The organism is Burkholderia cepacia (assembly GCF_029962485.1).
Taxonomy (GTDB): Bacteria; Pseudomonadota; Gammaproteobacteria; order Burkholderiales; family Burkholderiaceae; genus Burkholderia.
Map to the genome: position 1 here is coordinate 711329 of NZ_CP073638.1, position 18242 is coordinate 729570.

General features: G+C 61.3%; 11 protein-coding genes and 1 pseudogene. 1 reads left to right on the forward strand and 11 read right to left on the reverse strand.

The genetic code is table 11. The features are described from left to right. Positions 1 to 19: 19 nt before the first annotated feature. The 6 genes from KEC55_RS19690 to pcaB all read right to left on the reverse strand — a co-directional run bounded on the left by KEC55_RS19690 (position 20) and on the right by pcaB (position 8670). Positions 20 to 2806, reverse strand: a complete 2787-nt coding sequence (locus KEC55_RS19690; protein WP_282509869.1) for a type VI secretion system Vgr family protein — start codon at positions 2804 to 2806, stop codon at positions 20 to 22. Positions 2807 to 2872: 66 nt separating this feature from the next. Continuing rightward, positions 2873 to 3133 carry a hypothetical protein gene (locus KEC55_RS19695; protein ID WP_282509871.1) on the reverse strand — a complete coding sequence of 87 codons (261 nt, stop codon included), beginning with the start codon at positions 3131 to 3133 and terminating at the stop codon, positions 2873 to 2875. Positions 3134 to 4112: 979 nt separating this feature from the next. Continuing rightward, positions 4113 to 4400 (reverse strand): hypothetical protein, encoded by a 288-nt coding sequence (locus KEC55_RS35045; RefSeq protein ID WP_348995896.1) that lies wholly within the window; start codon positions 4398 to 4400, stop codon positions 4113 to 4115. A 32-nt stretch (positions 4401 to 4432) separates the two neighbouring features. After that, positions 4433 to 5821 carry a class II fumarate hydratase gene (locus tag KEC55_RS19705; RefSeq protein WP_282509872.1) on the reverse strand — a complete coding sequence of 463 codons (1389 nt, stop codon included), beginning with the start codon at positions 5819 to 5821 and terminating at the stop codon, positions 4433 to 4435. A 26-nt stretch (positions 5822 to 5847) separates the two neighbouring features. Beyond that, entirely contained in the window at positions 5848 to 7269 is a 1422-nt protein-coding gene (locus KEC55_RS19710; protein ID WP_282509874.1) for a cation:dicarboxylate symporter family transporter, read from the reverse strand. 27 nt (positions 7270 to 7296) lie between these two features. Further along, a complete protein-coding gene (pcaB, locus tag KEC55_RS19715; RefSeq protein WP_282509876.1) occupies positions 7297 to 8670 on the reverse strand; it encodes a 3-carboxy-cis,cis-muconate cycloisomerase in 1374 nt (457 codons plus the stop codon). A 127-nt stretch (positions 8671 to 8797) separates the two neighbouring features. Between pcaB and KEC55_RS19720 the strand changes: the two genes are divergently transcribed. Continuing rightward, on the forward strand, positions 8798 to 9529 hold the full coding sequence (locus KEC55_RS19720; RefSeq protein ID WP_282511352.1) for a GntR family transcriptional regulator: 732 nt from the start codon (positions 8798 to 8800) through the stop codon (positions 9527 to 9529). On the opposite strand, the pseudogene KEC55_RS19725 reads toward KEC55_RS19720, so the two are convergent. The 5 genes and pseudogenes from KEC55_RS19725 to KEC55_RS19745 all read right to left on the reverse strand — a co-directional run. After that, positions 9502 to 10044 (reverse strand): annotated as a pseudogene (locus KEC55_RS19725) (helix-turn-helix domain-containing protein); the annotation flags it as partial. The gene KEC55_RS19720 and the pseudogene KEC55_RS19725 overlap by 28 nt on opposite strands. 180 nt (positions 10045 to 10224) lie before the next feature. After that, positions 10225 to 11715, reverse strand: a complete 1491-nt coding sequence (locus KEC55_RS19730) for an ISNCY family transposase (protein ID WP_282509878.1) — start codon at positions 11713 to 11715, stop codon at positions 10225 to 10227. 233 nt (positions 11716 to 11948) lie between these two features. Further along, the gene (locus KEC55_RS19735; RefSeq protein ID WP_282509880.1) at positions 11949 to 12374 is read right to left on the reverse strand and encodes a hypothetical protein; all 426 of its coding nucleotides are present in this window, start codon (positions 12372 to 12374) and stop codon (positions 11949 to 11951) included. A gap of 5 nt (positions 12375 to 12379) precedes the next feature. Beyond that, a complete protein-coding gene (locus KEC55_RS19740; RefSeq protein ID WP_282509882.1) occupies positions 12380 to 16948 on the reverse strand; it encodes a DUF6531 domain-containing protein in 4569 nt (1522 codons plus the stop codon). A gap of 15 nt (positions 16949 to 16963) precedes the next feature. Then, positions 16964 to 18229 (reverse strand): hypothetical protein, encoded by a 1266-nt coding sequence (locus tag KEC55_RS19745; protein WP_282509884.1) that lies wholly within the window; start codon positions 18227 to 18229, stop codon positions 16964 to 16966. Between the last annotated feature and the right edge of the window lie 13 nt (positions 18230 to 18242).

The window sequence follows — 18242 nt, forward strand, 5'->3', positions numbered from 1 at the left end:
CCCGTACCCTGTCTCTCGGTTAAGCGTCTTTCTTGAAGAACTTCACGACGACCTGTTCGAACTGGTTGTGGTCGATCGGCGCCATCGTGCCCGCGCTGTCCGTCTGGCCGTTCACTATCTCGCCCGAGGCTTTGTGGACCTCACCGACATATCCTTCGATCGGATTCCCATCGGAGGCTCGCACCAGTTTCGGCACGCGCCCGAGCGGCGCATGATCGAACTTCGGCATGTCCGTGCTCATGCTGGCCGGCCCCTGCCATGAGTGCCCGGCGGACTTCACCGTGAACTTGCCCGGGCACCCGAGCTCGATGTCGCTTCCGTGCAGTTTCAGGTAGGCACCGCCAGACGTCGTGAACACCACCTGGTCGTTCGCCATGCCAGTGATCTTGCCGTCGGCCGCCGTGAATTGGATGTTCTTCGCCGAATCGATCTGCGTGTCGTCGGCCTGGCTTTGCAGCGTTACCTTGCCCTGGTTCGCGATCGCCGATACGCCATCGCTGTGAGCGAACATCGCGACGCCGCGACCGCCGTGCAGGTTGATGCGCTGGCCGCTGGTCAACTGAACGTGCTGCTGCGCGACCTGATCGATGTTCTCGCCCGCGTACGTCACGTGGGTTTTCGGGGTGATCGCAACGGAACCGGCCTGTGCACCGAAAGCCATCAGCGCCTGCGAACCGCTCGTGGAACCAGCTCCAGCTCCGCTACTCGATGTTCCGCCGGCGGGCGTCCAACCCTTGAACGCCGCAGCGACTGCCTGCTGGCCGGTCGTGTCGGTTGCTTGCCCACCGTGTTCGCCTGCGTAGTCGCCCAGCGACTTGAACAACTCCGTGCACTCGCCGAGCAACTGCAGCAGCTCGTCACGATCAAGCTGGCCGCCACTTGCCTGTGAGCGGGCATACGTCGTGAGCAAGATGCCTTGCGCTGCACGCAGCGCGGCGGCCGCGTCGGTACGCAGCTCTGCACCTTCGCCGCGGTCAGTACCTTGGCCGTCTTGTCGTGGTTGCGTCAGGTAACCCAGATTCAGTTGCGAATGCGCATGCTCGCTGGCCAACTGGCTGGAAATCTGGCCCGGCGTGTCGTCGAGCCGCAGCTGGTTATAGCGCTGCCCCTTGATTTCCTTCGTCTTGATGCCCGATACATATCGGTTGCCGGGCAACGAACCGGTGTGTGTGAACGCCGCCGGTGGATTCGATCCGTTACCCAGGACCGCGATGATCACCAACCGGTCGGGATCACCTCCGATTGCGCCGAGCAACACTTCCATGCCGATGCGCGGAAGAAACGAGGCCCCGAACTGCGTGCCCGCGAGACTTGACGCCACGCGGATCGGGGCGCTGTCTCCGGCGTTGTCGTTCGTGCCGGCACCTTGTGCGTGCGAGTGGTCGGCGGGGTCCAGGCCATGGATCCGCACGTAGACCCGCCCGAGCTCATCGGTCACAACCTCCTCGCCGTCCCGTGTGACGATGACGCCCGTTAGCAGATGGACCGGTGGGAGATCGATCTTCGGATCGTACGCGGGGGTGATCGGGACGCCGCGGCGCACGCACGTGAAGGTGTTCTCGTAACGCGTATCCGATTCGGTAGAGGAGGGCGCGAACTGGGCCGGCGAAGGCGATACGAGGTTCTTGCTCGCCGCGAAGAGCTGTTGCACGCGCTCGGTAAGACCCTTCGGCAGGTTGTTCGAGACGTCGTGACGAATCGACGTGATGACGAACTGCCGCTTGTCGGTCGATAGCATGTCCAGTTCGGGATCACCCGTCAGCGTGACCCAGGTGCCGACCGCGAGATCTCGAATGCCGCTCGCACCGTCGTACTGTTCGGCTTCGAATTGGTGTGCCAGCATGCGCGAGCGAGTAAGGCGATCGTGATCGTCCCACGAGTCGCCTGCATGCGGCACATCGATCGCCACGTCGGTCAAGAGTTTCGCCAGATCGTTGCCGGCGTCGCCCTGGTCGACGTCGCTGACCACGGTCGACTCATCGATACGGGCCTTTTTGTAGTCCCATGACGGGCGGCTGGCCGCGCCCGGCACCAGGCGCGCGTGCAGCGCGAACAGGGTGACCGTATCGCGCTCTTCGGTACCGGCATCGCGTGGATGAAGGCGCACCGTTCCCGCTGGCGCCTCCTGCAACGAATCGGGATTGTCGCAGCAGACCAGGGTATGGACAGGGGTATCGTCTTCGGCGCTCGTGCTGCCGTTTGCTCGCCCGGCCTTGACGAAGATCGAAATCCCTTCGCGACGTAACAAGCGTCGCACAAACGCCGCATCCGACTCGTTGACCTGGCGGGTCAATTCTCGGGCCGGATAGCGTTCGCGATTCAGAAATGACAGATTGAACTCGAAGGCACGCGCGAGAGCGGGGCTACGCTGGCGCCATTCGGTGAACATTACCGTGAGGACGTCAACGACACTCTGCTTGCGGAAGACGCGCGAGTTTGTCCGTTTGTCCATCAGAGATAAGGCATCGCAGACGGTCAGCTGGTAAACGCACAATTCACCGTCGCTTTGTCCGATCTGCACGTTCTGCACAATCGCGTTGATTGTCTGCAGCTGGCCGCGGTCGGTCACAAGTCCTAATGAGATAGGCACACCGATGAACAGCTTGGGCGGTAGGTCGTGTCTTGTCGATACGCACGTGAGATGCCCATTGATGCCGGTCATCAGCCCCTCGTTAACGTTTGCGTGCTGGAGAGCAAGCAAACGCCCCAAGGTCCCTTGCAATCGCCCGAAATTCAACGCGACCGGGCGCCGATTCCAGTCGACCGCGCCCGACGCGAAGCTACTGAGTGTGTCGCCGATGCTCACTTCAGCCCTCTCTGTTCTTTGTTCATATCTGGCGAACCACGACGCCAGCCGCTGTTTCGCCTAGTGTCACGCGATGTCACCGCGCCGCACGAAGTGCCAGCACCCGGCTTCCGGGTCGTACAACGCCAACTGCTCAGCTTCTTCCGCTGGTAAAACGATCGGCTCGACAGCGTCGAGTGCCGCGACAGCTCGCCGGAGCGACGCTTCAGCAACGGCCGGTGCCGCCACCCACTGTCGAGCATTTTCGAGCACGTCTTCCCAGGCGAACAGGCCTGCAGACTCGTACAACCGTTCCAGCACCGACCAGGTTTCCGCTTCAATTGCCATTGCTGGACGGTATCGTGGGTTCAGGCGCCACCGTGCAGCCTGGTCGCGGGCGGCCCGTATAAGTAGCCCGTCCTGGTTTGCGACGAGCCGATTCTCGTGACCAAGCCACGCCACGGGAATGGTGAGCGGCCGCTGTCGAAACCTTCCAGAGTAGACGACGCTAGCCGGTAGCCGGCTCGACATCAGTACTGCTTCGACGGTCCCCGATGCCCGACGCCGCAGGTAGGTGCTCGGTATCTGCCGTCCTCATATCGTTGAACGGTTGTGCCGCAATGCTCATGAAAACGTGCAGAATTCAGCTATTAGATCATATGACGATTTGGTCAAATCATTCTAGGCGTCCCGCTCAAGTCAGAACGTCAAGCATTGTTACGCCGCACGATTCCCACCCGGAGGTCCTGGAACAGGGCCAAGCTGCAGCGTAGAAAGGTACCAGCCAGCTTCGACGTCAACGGGTTCAGGTGGGCGTTCGCGCAAGATCCGATTGAGTACCGGGAGCGTCTCGGGCTGACAACATAACCCAGTCCAAGAATTCCGCCGCACCCCCAAAGCGGACATTTCAATCTAGCCACTACAATCTGTTTGAAAGAATCCTGGTACTTGGGGCGCCGCGTTGCGTAGGTCGCTTTCTCCGCTTTCCTTGTATTTGTACGGGTAGAACAGGCAGGCTATTCGCGGAATATCGGTTTCCCGGAAAATCGCCTGTTGCACTTCCGTCCACCGGAATCTGTTGCGGTCATCGTTCGCGAGATGTGCAAAAGATCGGTTTGTCGCGAGACGTTCCATGCGGACTCCGTGTTGCGTGGAATCACCAACCGACGAACGGCGCCTCCGAAGGCGATAAATGTCCTTCCCGAGAGCGTTCGCGGGAGCCCGCCTGTTGGCTCGGGGCGAGCGGGCGTGTCATGGCAAGAAGCGAGTCGACGAATGCCGCGCGCTGCGCCGGGTCCTGCGGACGCAGTCCGCACACCTCGTCGAACTACAGACCTTCCACGGCAAAGCGGATGATATGGGCGGTGCGCTCGGGCAACTGGTTGCGGCTCAGCAATTCCGCCCAGCGGGCCGCGTGCGTTGCATAGACAGGCAGCAGGCCCGGCTCCGGGAGCAGGCTTCCGATCGCGGCCGAAGGGCTTCTCCCTTGCAGCGCCTGTTCGGGGCTCGCGATGATGTACGCGCGCGTCCAGGCGCCCGGCTGGCGTAATCGCTGGCGTCGACCGGCACCCGTTCGCTCAGGTATGGCTGTGGCCGACCAGCTGGCCGACGCTATCCCCCGATGATTTGCCCGCTATCGACTCGGCGTCACTTCCCCGCCATGCGCCGGAGATCCACCAGCCTGTCGAATGCCTCTCCGTCCAGCAGGCCAAGCTCGATCGCTGCCTCGCGCGGCGCGATTCTGCGTCCGGTGGCATGGCGGGTGATGGAGGCTGCTTTGTCGTATCCCAGCACCGGATTCAGAGCGGTTACGGCGAGCAAGGGGCTCTGCAGATCGCGCGCGAGTCGTTCCGTGGCTGGCCGGAGACCGGGAATGAGGCGAGTGGCCGCGACGTTGGCACAGTCCGCCAGCAGCCGGATCGACTGCAGGACGTTATAGATCAGCACCGGCTTTGCCACATTCAACTCAAAGCTGCCGGACGCCGCGGCCATCGTCGCCGTCACATGGTTGCCTGTCACCTGCATGGCTGCCTGCACCATGACTTCGGCGATGGTCGGATTGCGTTTGCCGGGCATGATGGAGGAGGTGAGCCCGTCGTCCGGCAGCAGCAATTCGCCAAGGCCGGCGTTCGGACCGGAACCCATCCAGCGCAGGTCATTGGCGATCTTGGTGAGCGACGCGGCGATCACGTTAAGCACACCGGAGAGTTCGAGCAATGCGTCGTGTGCAGCCATGCCCTCGACTTTGCAAGGATTCGGACGGAATGCCAGGCCGCTCAGGCGGCTCGCTTCCTCACAGAACGCCTGATCGAAGCCGGGCGGGGCATTGAGGCCGGTTCCTGCCGCCGTACCACCCTGCGGCAGGACGAGCAGGCGGGGCATCGTGCCGCTCAGACGCGCCAGCGCGTTGTCGATCTGCGCTGTGAAGCCGTTGAAGGCGCGGCCGAGCGTGGTGGGGACCGCGTCCATCAGGTGGGTGCGGGCGATCTTCAGCACGTCGGCAAAGGCGCCGGCGCGTTCGTGCAGGCTGTCGCGCAGCCGGCTGAGCGCCGGGACCAGTCGGTCTTCCAGTTCGATGACAGCGGTGATGTGCATGACCGACGGAAAACTGTCGTTTGACGATTGCGACGCGTTCACGTGGTCGTTCGGGTGGACGGGCGACTTGGTGCCCAGAGGCTGCCCGAGCCGTTCGTTGGCGCGGTTCGCGATCACCTCGTTGGCGTTCATGTTGGTCTGTGTGCCCGAACCGGTCTGCCAGATGGAAAGGGGGAAGTGTTCATCGAATCGGCCGCCGCGCAGTTCTGCCGCCGCCGCGATGATGGCTTCGCCGAGCGACGCGGCAAGCACACCGCAACGCATGTTGGCGTGGGCGGCGGCCATCTTGTGCAGACCGAACGCATGGACGAGGCAGTCCGGGAAGCGTTCCTCCCCGACTGCGAACACGGCCAGCGCGCGCTGCGTCTGGGCGCCCCAATAGCGGTCGGCGGGTATCTCGGCAGGGCCGAACGCGTCGTTCTCGGTGCGGTACGTTGTCATGTTGAATCCAGCGAAGGTTGTTCAGTTCAGGCAGCCGTCGTGCGCTGCAGCGGGGTGCGGGACGCAGACGGATCGGCCGCATGGGTAGCGCCGCCCGGCAGAACGCCGTCGTCGAGCGCGGTGTCGGCCGCGGCCGGGTCGGGATAGCGCTCGGGATAAAGGTGGCGCTTTGCGGTCTCGGCATCGAACGTGCCCGACCACTTCGCCACGACCACGGTCGCCACGCTGTTGCCGATGGTGTTGCAGGTCGAGATGGCCATGGACAGGAAGCGGTAGACGCCGAAGATCACGGCCAGCCCTTCCACCGGCAGCACCCCGGTCGACGTCACCGTTGCGGCAAACACCACGAACGAGCCGCCGGATACCGTGGCCGCGCCTTTCGACGTCAGCAGCATCAGCACCAGGATGGCAAGCTGGTGGTCCGGCGTCAGCGGCACGCCGTACGCATGGGAAATGAACATCACGCCCATCGCCATGAAGATCGACGTGCCGTCGAGGTTGAAAGCGTAGCCGGTGGGCAGCACCAGCCCGACGGTCTGCTTGGCGCAGCCCAGCCGCTGGAGCTTGATCAGCAGGCGCGGCAGTGCGCTTTCCGACGAGGCCGTGCCGAGCACGATCAGGATCTCGTCCTTGATGTAACGCAGGAAGCGCCACAGGCTGAAGCCCGCCACCTTCGCCACGATGCCGAGCACGACGGCGATGAACAGCGCCACCACCGCATAGAAGCTCAACACGAATTGCGCCAGTGCGACCAGTACGGCCGCGCCGTTGATACCCACCGAAAATGCCACTGCGCCGAAGGTCCCGATCGGCGCCAGCTTCATCACGAGATTGATGAAGGAGAACAGCACGTCGGAGAGGGTGTCGAGGCCGTTGTTGATCGTCGCGCGGCGCGCCTCCGGAATGGCCAGGATCCCGATGCCGACCAGGACCGCCAGCACCACGACCTGCAGGAGTTCGCCCTTGGCGAATGCGCCGACGAAGTTGTCGGGCACGATGTGCATCATGAATTCGAGGAAGCCCTGCGGCGCCACGGCCTTCGTCGCCGGTGTGACGGTGCCGGTCGTGACGTGGGCCATCCCCTTGCCGATCTCGAGCAGGTTGCCGGCGAGCATGCCGACCATCAGCGCGACGGTCGAAATGACCTCGAAGTAGAGGATCGACCGCCAGCCCACGCGCCCGGCGCTCTTCACGTCGCCCGCCGACGCGATGCCGTGCACGATCGTCAGGAAGACGAGCGGCGCCACGCCGACCTTGATGAGCGACAGGAACATGTCTCCCAGCAGCTTCAGCTTCGTGGCGAAGGCCGGGAACACGAAGCCGACGCCGATGCCGAGAAGCAGCGCAACGAGCACCTGCATGCCGAGCTTGCGATACCAGGGCAGCCGTGGGGCGGCCGGCGGCGCGGTGGGTGGAACTGCGGTGCTCTGGATGGTCGGGTCTTGCATGATGTCTTCCTCCACCGGGGCCTGTGTTCAGGCCACCTTGTTCGAGATTGCGATGGCGCGATCCACCATCTGCGGGGCGAGGCCGAGATAGTTGGCCGGGTCGCACAGGCGCTCGATGGCTGCCCGGTCGAGATGCTGCGTGACGACCGGCAGCGCGCCGAGCGCGTCGGCCAGCGTGCCGCCGGATTCGTTCACGGTGCGGCAGGCGTCGTACACGACGTCGTGTGCCTGCTGCCGACCGATATGCGGTGCCATGCCCATCATCACGGCCTCGGCCACGATCAGGCCGTTGGAGATATCGAGGTTGTGCCGCATGCGGGCGGTGTCGACGATCAGCCCGCCCAGCGCGAATTTCGCCTGGTGCAGCGCGCCCGAGGTCAGGATGAAACTCTCGGGAATGGCGATCCACTCGGCGTGCCACGGGCCGGTGGCGCGCTCGAAGTCCTGCACCATGGCATCGACCATCAGCCCCGCGTGCTGGCGCACGGCCTTGGCGGCTGCCAGCATCAGCTCGCTGGAAATGGGGTTGCGCTTCTGCGGCATCGTGCTGCTGGCGCCGCGCCCCTTCACGAACGGCTCGTAGACTTCCGCGAACTCGGTCGACGCCATGATCATGATGTCGAGTGCGATCTTGCCAAGCGAGCCGGTGACGAGCGCGAGCAGGTTGACCGCCTCGGCGAAGCCGTCGCGCGCCACGTGCCACGTGGTGGCCGGCACGCCCAGGCCCAGCTCCTCGGCCAGCGCCTGCTGGATCGCAAAGCCTTTCTCGCCCACCGACGCCAGCGTGCCGGCCGCGCCGGCGAATTCCACCACTGCCACGCGGGGGCGCAGTTCGGCGATACGCTGCTGGTGCCGGTCGAACATCGCCAGCCAGATCGCGGTCTTGTAGCCGAAGGTTACCGGTAGCGCCTGTTGCAGGTGAGTGCGGCCGGCCATCGGGGTATTGCGGTGCTTCGTCGACAAATCTGCGAGAATGCCGCGCAGTTCGCGAATGTCGGCGTCGATGCTGTCTAGCGCGTCGCGCACCTGGAGGGCGACGGCGGTGTCCATGATGTCCTGCGTGGTCGCCCCCCAGTGCACGTAGCGGCCTGCTTCGCCGCACATCGTCACAAGCTGGTGCACCAGCGGCAGGATCGGATAGCCGACGATGTCGGTTTCCTCGCGCATATGGTCGAAGTCGATCCGCTCGATGCGCGATTCGCTCGCGATGACCTCGGCGGCTTCGTTCGGGATCGTGCCGACGCGTGCCTCAGCCTTCGCCAGCGCGATTTCGACGTCGATGTAGCGCTGCACGAGTGCACCGTCGGAGAAGATCTGGCGCATCTTCTTCGTGCCAAAGGCATCTCGGAAGAGCGCAGAATCGACGACGGTGCTGGCGGCGGGGATGGCGTTGAGGGGCATGGTGCTACCTTGTGATGGGAAGTCGGGTTGGCTAATATGTTCGAACAAGTTGCATTAGATATGTTCGAACATGTTTGGCAAATCCGGGTTTACCCAATTCGAATGGAACGTGATGTTGTCGAACCAGATGAGCAAAACCAACGCGGCGGAGATCGCCAGGCAACTTCTTGACGGGATCGCCAGCGGGCGCTTCCCGGTCGGCACACTGCTCCCCACGGAATTCGAGTTGTGCGAGCAGTTCAATGCGAGCCGGTACACGATCCGCGCCGTGCTGCAGGAATTGCAGGACCAGGGACTCGTGTCGCGCCGCAAGAACGTGGGTACGCGCGTGGAGGCATCGAGTCCTCAGGCCAGGTTTCGGCCGACGCTTGCCTCGGTGGACGATCTCGTCCAGTTCGGCGTCGAGCATTCGCGCCACGTGCAATCGGTGGGAACGGTCAAGGTGAAAGGGGATCTGGCGCGAGAGATCGGCTGTCCAGACGGGACGCCTTTACTGCGAATCTCCAGTATCCGTCTGGAGGAGGGCCGGGCCGACGCCCCGATGGCCTGGACGGATATTTATATCGATCCGGCATACACGGACGTCGGCGAGATGGTGCGCAAATCGACGGAACTGGTCAGCGCCCTGATCGAATCGCACTATGGCCGCCAGATCGCCGAGATCGAGCAGGACGTACGCGCGTCGACCCTGACGGATGAACGCGTAGGAAAGGGGCTGAGGCTTGAGCGTGGTGCAGCCGTGTTGAGGATTTCGCGCCGCTATCTGGATGCCAGCGGTGAAGCATTTGAGTTTTCCGTGACGGTGCACCGTGCGGACAGCTTTTCGTTGTCGATGCGGCTGAAGCGATCGACGAGATAGGTGTTGGGGCCTGTCGAAATCGTTAAGGCCGGCGTCCGTTCCTCGAATCATCGATGGTCGCTGCCGTCGATCTGGATCAGCTCGCCTAGACAGGCCCGGCGTGCTCGCGGCTGGTAGACCTTCGGCGGCCGCTGCCGGCGCGGAATCCACAAGCCAGCCTCCGTCATCAGCTTCCGGACCATCTCCTTGGCCAGCCGAATGCCGTGACATTCCCACAGCTTCTCGCAGGCCAGTGTCGGTCCGAAATCGGCGTAGAGATCACGGATGATCGATAGCGCCCGGTCGACGGCTCCTGGGTCCAGCCGACGGTTGCCGGGCTTCGATCGGTGTCCCGATACCAAACCCGCCGCGCCATGTTCCCGAAGTCGGGCGACCAGCCGGCGAATCTGCCGGGTCGTCAATTCCAGCCGTTCCGCTGCACGCCACGGCTTGAGCTTGCCGTCCGCCACGTCCTGAATGACCTTGAATCGGTCCAGCTCGCGCATCGTCATCGTGATCCGCTCCGTTGCAGCCATCGCAGCCTCCGACGCTGGATTGCCAGCGGTCGGTCAGCTTACGATGGGTCGAAAAGCGGACATTTGAACTTAGCTACTACAATCTGTGTCATACCCGGATTCAGATGTCCACCTTCCAGCCATTTAGAGATGTCCGGTTTTAAGGTCGGTTTTGCTGCGTCTCTTTCCTCGCTTTAACCGTTACGCAGTGTCGAAGGTCGGCGCCTGAACGGGCAGGGCGCTTGCGTTCGTTTCCTCCGTTTTTGCAGACCGACGGCCAGGTTTGTTTGGCAGCTTTGCGGCTTGCTTCCGTCGAGCCAGGTCCACGATCACATGTTCGACGTCGGCCTGCGTGATCTCCCGTTGCTTCTTCCTGCCCGGTTCGGCCTCGTTTCGATTGGTCCGGGTCGAGTCGCCGCGATGTGTGCGTGACGGCGCTTTACCGATTCGGCTGTTATCGCGTTGTGCCTGAAGGGCCTGCGCGACCTGCAGCACATGGCTCAAGCGCTTGTGCTCGACGATGGCGCCCTGATCGATTTCAGCCAGGCGGTCATATTCCTTGTAGGGCAACGCTCGACCATCAGCACGAATCTCGATCCGCCCATCCGGGTACTCCCACACCTCAATCTGACGGTCGGTCAGCTTCCGGTTCTCCGGCGTGTCCTCCAACAAGTACATCACTCGATCGTACTGCACCGTCAGCGACTTCGTCACTTGCCGCGGTTCACGCCACGTCAGCGCCAAGTCCAGACTCTCATCGTCCCGCAGCGGCCGGTGCGCATTGAACTCGCTCTTCGGCGGCTTCGCGAAGCGCGCGTTGTAGGAGGCCATGAAGGTGGGCGCGTAAGCGTTGGCGTCGACCACCGTGTTGATCCCGCGCAATCTCAACTCCTTGACCAGTCGATCCTGCAACGTCAGGTGCGCTCGCTCGACGCGCCCCTTGGCCGAGCTGCTGTTCGCGCAGAACGTGTCGATGTTCAGCTCGTACATCGCGCGGCCGAACGGTGTCACACGGTTACCGGTCTTGCCTGGCTTCACGTTGCGGAACACGCTGGCCTTGTCGCTGTAGAACGCCCCAGGTTTGCCGTGCCGTTCGATGTACGCGCGCGTCGCTTCGAAGTAGCTGAAGGTCGATTCGGTCTGCGTGAAGTGCAGCATCATCAACCGGCTCGTCGCGTCGTCCACGTACACCAGTAGCGTGCAGGCCGGCGCCCGTTCCTCGAACCACCGATGATCGCTGCCGTCGATCTGGATCAGTTCGCCCAGGCACGCCCGGCGCGCTCGCGGCTGATAAACCTTCGGCGGCCGCTGCCGGCGCGGAATCCACAAGCCAGCCTCCGTCATCAGCTTCCGGACCATCTCCTTGGCCAGCCGAATGCCGTGACATTCCCACAGCTTCTCGCAGGCCAGTGTCGGTCCGAAATCGGCGTAGAGATCACGGATGATCGATAGCGCCCGGTCGACGGCTCCTGGGTCCAGCCGACGGTTGCCGGGCTTCGATCGGTGTCCCGATACCAAACCCGCCGCGCCATGTTCCCGAAGTCGGGCGACCAGCCGGCGAATCTGCCGGGTCGTCAATTCCAGCCGTTCCGCTGCACGCCACGGCTTGAGCTTGCCGTCCGCCACGTCCTGAATGACCTTGAATCGGTCCAGCTCGCGCATCGTCATCGTGATCCGCTCCGTTGCAGCCATCGCAGCCTCCGGCGCCGGACACCCGGCGGCCGGACAGCTTACGCGGCGCGAAAGCGGACATTTCTATGTAGCCAAAAGCGGACATTTCAATCTAGCCACTACAATCTGTTTGGGTGATAATTCACGTTATGTAAAATCATATCGAGGCTACAAACAGATTTGATAAGGCACTCCGCTCACGAGCTCTGGAGCGTCTCGTGCCGATCGCAACGGACGCAGAAGATTTCCCTAGCCTACTTATTCAGATAAGCATCGAGCATCTCCAGAAATTTCTCCGGTATGCCACCGAAGAATTCGGTGATTTCCGAAAGCTCGAAGGATTTGTCGCCGAAGAAGTTGCCGCCATCAAAAATTTTCGTGGGCGTTTCGATGCTCATCAGCACCTTGAAGGTGTTCGTGGGCGAAGTGAAATCGACGATCACGTTGAGTGCAATATTGTCCGTTTCCCCGTCTACGAAATTGAAGAACCCATAGCTCGCAACGTACACGGCGCTGTTCTCCAACACGGTTCCATAGTTGAGGTTCCTGGAGACCAAGCGGTCGGCGTATCGGCGCTCAATCGCGTCCGAAGCGATAGCGTCGGCTTCGATAATCAGTTTTCGGAAGAATTCGTGCACTTCACGACGAGCCGCATCGTCAAGCATGGTTTTCCTGTCCATAGGCCTCAGGCCTCCTCGCTTCTCTTCACAACGCACGTCGAGGCAGCGGAAATTTCCTTGGTCAGTTCGTGCCCCTCCTTGTTGCGCGCCCACTCCTGCAAGACATCCAGCATCGATAGCTTTCGGCGCTCGAGATACTCGCTCGACGGCATGATGCTCGCATGAACGCCCTTTTTGGAGCCATCATCCCAGACTTCCAGATTCCGAAGTTTGGACACGTCGACCTCATAGACGTCGGCCTCCTTCTTCTCAAAGAATTTCTGAGCTTGGGTATTGTATTTGGGTTTCGTCGAGATACCGGCCATGTTTTCGTGTTGCGCGTAGTGGGCAACATCGCCCGCGGTCGGCGAAAAAAGTGGCTGCCCGGAGCCCGCCCCTCGAAACACGGATCCCGACGTGATCTGTGTTTGCTCGTAAACGAGCCCCCACGGGTCTCCCCATCTGAAGATGTTGGGGGCGAATTTATACGGATGGGTGCCTCCGTAGAGGCCGACGGGATCCTGACTGACGAATTGCCCGATGTCCGGATCGAAATAGCGGTGCCAGTTGTAGTGCAGGCCGGACTCATCGTCGAAGTACTGCCCTTGCAGCCTGATCGGTTGCGCGATCCGCCCATGGAAAAAGCCGGCATGTCCGGTTGGACCATAGCTTGCTTCCCATGCGACATTTCCTTTGGAATCGTGCATCCGGACGGCTGCTCCGTTCGGATCGGTTTGATAGAAATACGTGGTTTCGTATTGAAAAGTTGGTTGTTCCGTCGAGAAGTTCTGATGTAGCGCTGCGAGTGGCCGGAACGTAGTTGGGTAGTAAATCCATTCGTAGGCGAAACAGCGATGGGATTCGCTTGACTCACCGGGGGTGGCAATGCGTTTGCTGTTGCCCTGCTCCCCTCTCTCTGTCGCGTATTCGGCCACGAGTGTCGCTGCGTCCCAAAAGAAGTGACTGCTGCGTGTCGTGCTGGAGCCTGAGGCATCACGCTCGGTAACGAGCTTCCGCACGCGGCGTCGAAGCGCATCGTAGTCGTATCGAGCCAGAACATGCGATGACAGGTGCTTCGAAGCGGCATTGACTGATCGAGTTTCCTCGGCTTCGGTCAATTGCCCCGTCGAGTCCCAATGCAACGCTAGCTCGTGTTCGGTGCTCTGTTTGCGAATCAGATTTCCGGCCCGGTCGAAGGCGAAGTAGCAGTTTTCGAATTCACCATCTCGGATCCAGGCGCTTGGTCGTGTCACGGGTTCCGCGGATCGGCGCTCACTTACACGGGTACGTAGCAAGTCGCCGACCGGATCGTATATGAAACGTCGTAGTCGGCCGGCCGGATTGGTATGGGTGACGATTTGTCCTACCGGATCGTACTGAAAATGTTCGGTGCCGCGTTCGTCGTGACGATCCGTCAGTTCACCATTCAGATCGTACGTATATTGGCTTGCAAACAGGGCACTGGTGTCGAGCAAGGTGCGCTGTGACGAAATTCGGCTGCCGGGCTCGTATGCGAACTCACGCCGCAGGTTCGCTCCAAGCTGTTCGACGCTGATACGCCCAAACTCGTCCCGCTCGATCGCGACCAGAGGATTACCATCGACCTCGATCGAAGTTAGCGCATCCGAGAGGTCATATTCATAGCGCACCGTATGCTCGACAATCTGGTTGTCGGCGACTAGCCGAGTTTTTCGCTCGGTTCGATTTCCCGCAATATCGTAGTCGCTCGTAATCGTAAATGCACCACCCTGCCGCTCTTCGACGACACGTCCATCATCGTCGTAGCGAAAGGATACAGAGCAGGATGGATTGCTCGCGGTGATGAGATCTCCGTTCCGGTCGTATTCGAAGCGATCGACTTGTGTGTTCCTGCCTGGTTCCGAGGCCGTGGTGTGCTTCTCGGTCAAGCGACCCAGGCGGTCGTAAAGGTATCCGACAGTCCTGCCCATTGGGTCGACGCTTTCAATCAGTTCTCCAGACGGGCCATACCGATAATGTCTGGTTTGCCCCCAATAGTCCGTTTCTTTTGTTACTTGCCCCAATTCATTGCGTTCGAGGGCGTACAGTTCGCCTCGCTGGTTCACGATGCCGATTAGTTGTTCTTCGGTATCGAATCGGTATTCGACCACCGTTCCGTCTGCAGCGATGCGTTTCCTGACCTGCCCAAGAGCGGTGTACTCCATTGTTGTCACCTGGGCCGACGGATCGCGGTAGCGAATCAGATTTCCATCCGGATCGTACAGGCAATGGATTTCTCGCCCGCCTGGTTCGGTGACTCGAATCAGGTTGCCGTTGCGGTCGTATGAAAAGAGATGATGTTGGTTAAGCGTATCGACTACCTCAACAAGATTGCCACGGGGATCATGTCGGTACCGCGTACATCGGCCGAGGGCATCGGTCTGTGTTGAGAGGTTACCGTCGCTGTCGTAGTCAAAACGCGTAATTGCTCCGCGTGGCCCAATGCGTTCGACGAGTTGTCCGCGCCTGTCGTATGAGTGACGGAAGATCGCTCCGGATGGATGAATGCGGGTGAGTAGGTTCCCGCGCGAATCCCATTGATAGAGCCATTGACGGCCGCCACCGAAGGTCATGCAAACCGGACGGTGATCTTCGTTGTATCGAGTATGAGTCGTGCTTCCGTCCGGCAGTATTTGGGAAACAAGGTTACCGTGCCGGTCATATTGCCATGCAGTAGTGCGACCGACCGGATCGATCCGGGCACTTGTGCGCCCCTGTGCATCGTATCGATAGCTTGTTAGCGCTCCACGTGGATCGATTTCGGCGACAGGTATTCGTCGCTCGTCCAGTTGAAGGGTCGACCGGTTTCCGCGCGAATCTGTGATTGTCGTTTCCTTCGCCGCGTAATTGTAGGAAAAGCGGTAATCGAATAGACCGTCGTCGCCCCAGGCTCGCTTGACACACGGTAGGCCATCCTCGCCTTCTTGATACGCGTAGTAAAACGAGACACCCCTTGCGCTGGTATGTTTAACGATGCGGTGGTCGTTTGCGTATACGAACCGATGCGGCTGAGCCATCGCATCGACGGCTGCACAAAGGTTTCCGGCGCTGTCGTGCTCGTATGTGACGAGAGGGTGAGACTGGTTTCCGGCATCGCTCAATGTTAGCGATGCAATACGCGTGATGCTGTTTGCGACTTGCGGCACGCCGTGTCGAGTGGCCGCGAGGCTGCATTCGATCGTGCGCTTCGTCGGGCCATCGTGCGCCAATTCGGTGATACGGACAAGGCAGTCTCGCGCATCCCGCTCGAAGACCCACGCGTTACCACTCGGGTCGGCCATGCGATCGACCAGCAGTTTTAGCGTTGCGTCTCCTCTGAGCGCAGGGAGCCTTTGGCGCCAATCCGGCGGTAACGAGAACGTGTATTCGATCCCAGTGTCGAGTCGCAGGACCAGCGCGCCACCCTGCCAATACAGGGCATAGCCGTATTGCCAATCGAACACTCGAGACGGCCAGCCGTTACGGTTATCTGGAGGCAGGGTATCGAACGCGGTTGCGTGATCCAGTAGGCGTGCTACGGCGCCTGCCATGCCATCGTGTATGACGAGCTCCAGCCGGATATCAGCTGGCGTTTGCCATCCGGTGCCAACTACACCGTCATATCGCGAGTTACTGGCGTAGTGTCGCTCCCAGACAAACGGCAATCGTCCCGGTACGGTGAAATCTCTTTGCTGAACGACAACCTCCCCCGTCGTAGCATCGACGGGCTCCGCTTTCAGCACATTGCATCGCAAGAACCCCGACTTCAGATTCAGCTTGTCCGCCAGCGCCTTCGCCCACTTGCTTCCGCGAAAGGCCTTGAACAACCCCTTCGCCGCCGCAGCCATGTTCATGATCGGCGGCCCGCCCACCAACACCGGCCGCCCTGCCGGGATCGGCAACATCACCGAACTCGGCATCGACGGATAAGTCCGATCGGTATGCGCGCTGTTATGTGGAGGCGGCTCCATCCCGATCGACCAGCAACTCAACGCCTCCAGCGCCATGTACGACATCGGATCGTTGTTGGCGAGTACCGTCTTGCTGCCCATGAACGATTCCCCGTCGTTCGACGGTTCAACATCTTCAGGCGGCGGTGCAAACGATTCGCCAAGCGGAAAATGCAACCCCGGAACGTGATACGCATGCGTCCCTGCCGTGGCACGCATCATCCCGTTCACGAAAATCGGCCTGCCGCTGCTGCCCCCTGCCCCGACGTTCGAGCCAAGATCGTCGTTGATGCGGCTCTTGATCTTGTTGGCCTCGTTCGCGAGCTTCATCGCCTCCACGACGGTGTCAGGCAACTTGCCGCCGCCCATCAATTCATTGACCTGCCGGTTCGCTTCTTCGGCGAGGTGTTCCAGCTTCTTCACGTCTTCGGGATGATCTTCGATGTATTGAGTCAGCTTCTCCTGTGCGATCATCGTTGCAATGCAGCCGACCACGGCCTTTGCGGCCTGGATGTACTCGCGCTTGTCGAGCATGAACCCGACATGAGGATGCGGCAGGAACACCGGCGGCGTACCGGGCGTGACCAGTACAGAATGAACGTCTACGCCAACCACGGGATCGAGATGCTTAACAGCTAGAAGTGCCACGTTGTCGGCCCCCGCTCAACGCCCGCCACGCAACGCCGCGACTTTTTCGCTGAGCGCGTTACGTCGCCGGTCATGAGCCCCCAACTGCAACACCATCCACTCGACCACCATCGGCAGATTGCTGTTCACCCGCATCGGCTCGTCAATCATCAACCCTGCATCGAGCGCATTGAACCCGGCCTCCAGCGCATGCTCGCGCTCGCCTGCCCGCTCCCAGCACACGGCGCTCATCCGCCACGCCTCAACCGTCATCAACCCGTCCTTCGCCGCCGTGGTCGACGCAGCCGCACGCTCGTAGCAATAAGCCGAGTGCGCATAATCCTTGTGCGTCAAATGCACGCTCGCCTCGCCGAACAACCCGTTCGCCACGAGCTTGTGCCCTGCCGGATGCCCGGCTTCAACCGCCCGCGTACCGCTGCTGGCCGCGCGCCGATACGCATCGATCGCCTTCTCCCGATCACGCCATTTCAGATACGCGGCCCCCGCGATCAGATGCACGACCACGCACTGATCGAACCACTGCTCGTGCTCCGCGACCTTCAGCGCCGCCGCACGCAGTTCCTCCAGCCGAGCGGGATTGTTGCCTTCGATCATCTCGGTCAGCATCACGAAATGCCGTCGAAACTCCCCGCTCGGCCCGCGCTCGCCCGATTCCGCCAGCAGTTCACGCGGCACGCTCGCCATCGAATACTTGCCGTGCACGACGCACACCGCGGCGCGATGCCGTTGCATCAACGCAGCAAACGGCGCGATATCGATACGCGGCACGACGAAGCGCACGCGCTCGGCGAGCTGCGGCGCGACCGCGATGATCGACAGCAAATCGTCCATCCACCGCACCCATGCCACGTTATCCCGCACTTTCGCCGGCTCCATCACGAACACCATCGCCGGAAAAACATCCGGATGGTGCTGCATCAGGCTGTCGGTAACCGCGAACAGAAACAGCACGGGATTCTTGCCGTCGTCATACGGCGGCTGCCAGTCCGCCCGTACGCCCTGCGCAGCGGACCCCTCTCGCCGGCTGTCGTAGAACGCGATGAGTTCATCCGTCAATGCCTTGGCATAACCCGCTTCATTGACGAACGACGCGCGCATCGTCCTGACCGCACACGATGTCTCGTCCTGAATCTGGAAATACAGCCGCACGAGTTCCGCATCCGTCTCGTCGGTCTGCCAGATCATCAATCGCGCATCCTGCTCTTTCGCGAAACTCATCCAGTCCGAATGCGCATTCATGAACCTGCGCTCTATCGGATTGGTTGGCTGCCAGTTCTGCATTCGTGCGAGCCTC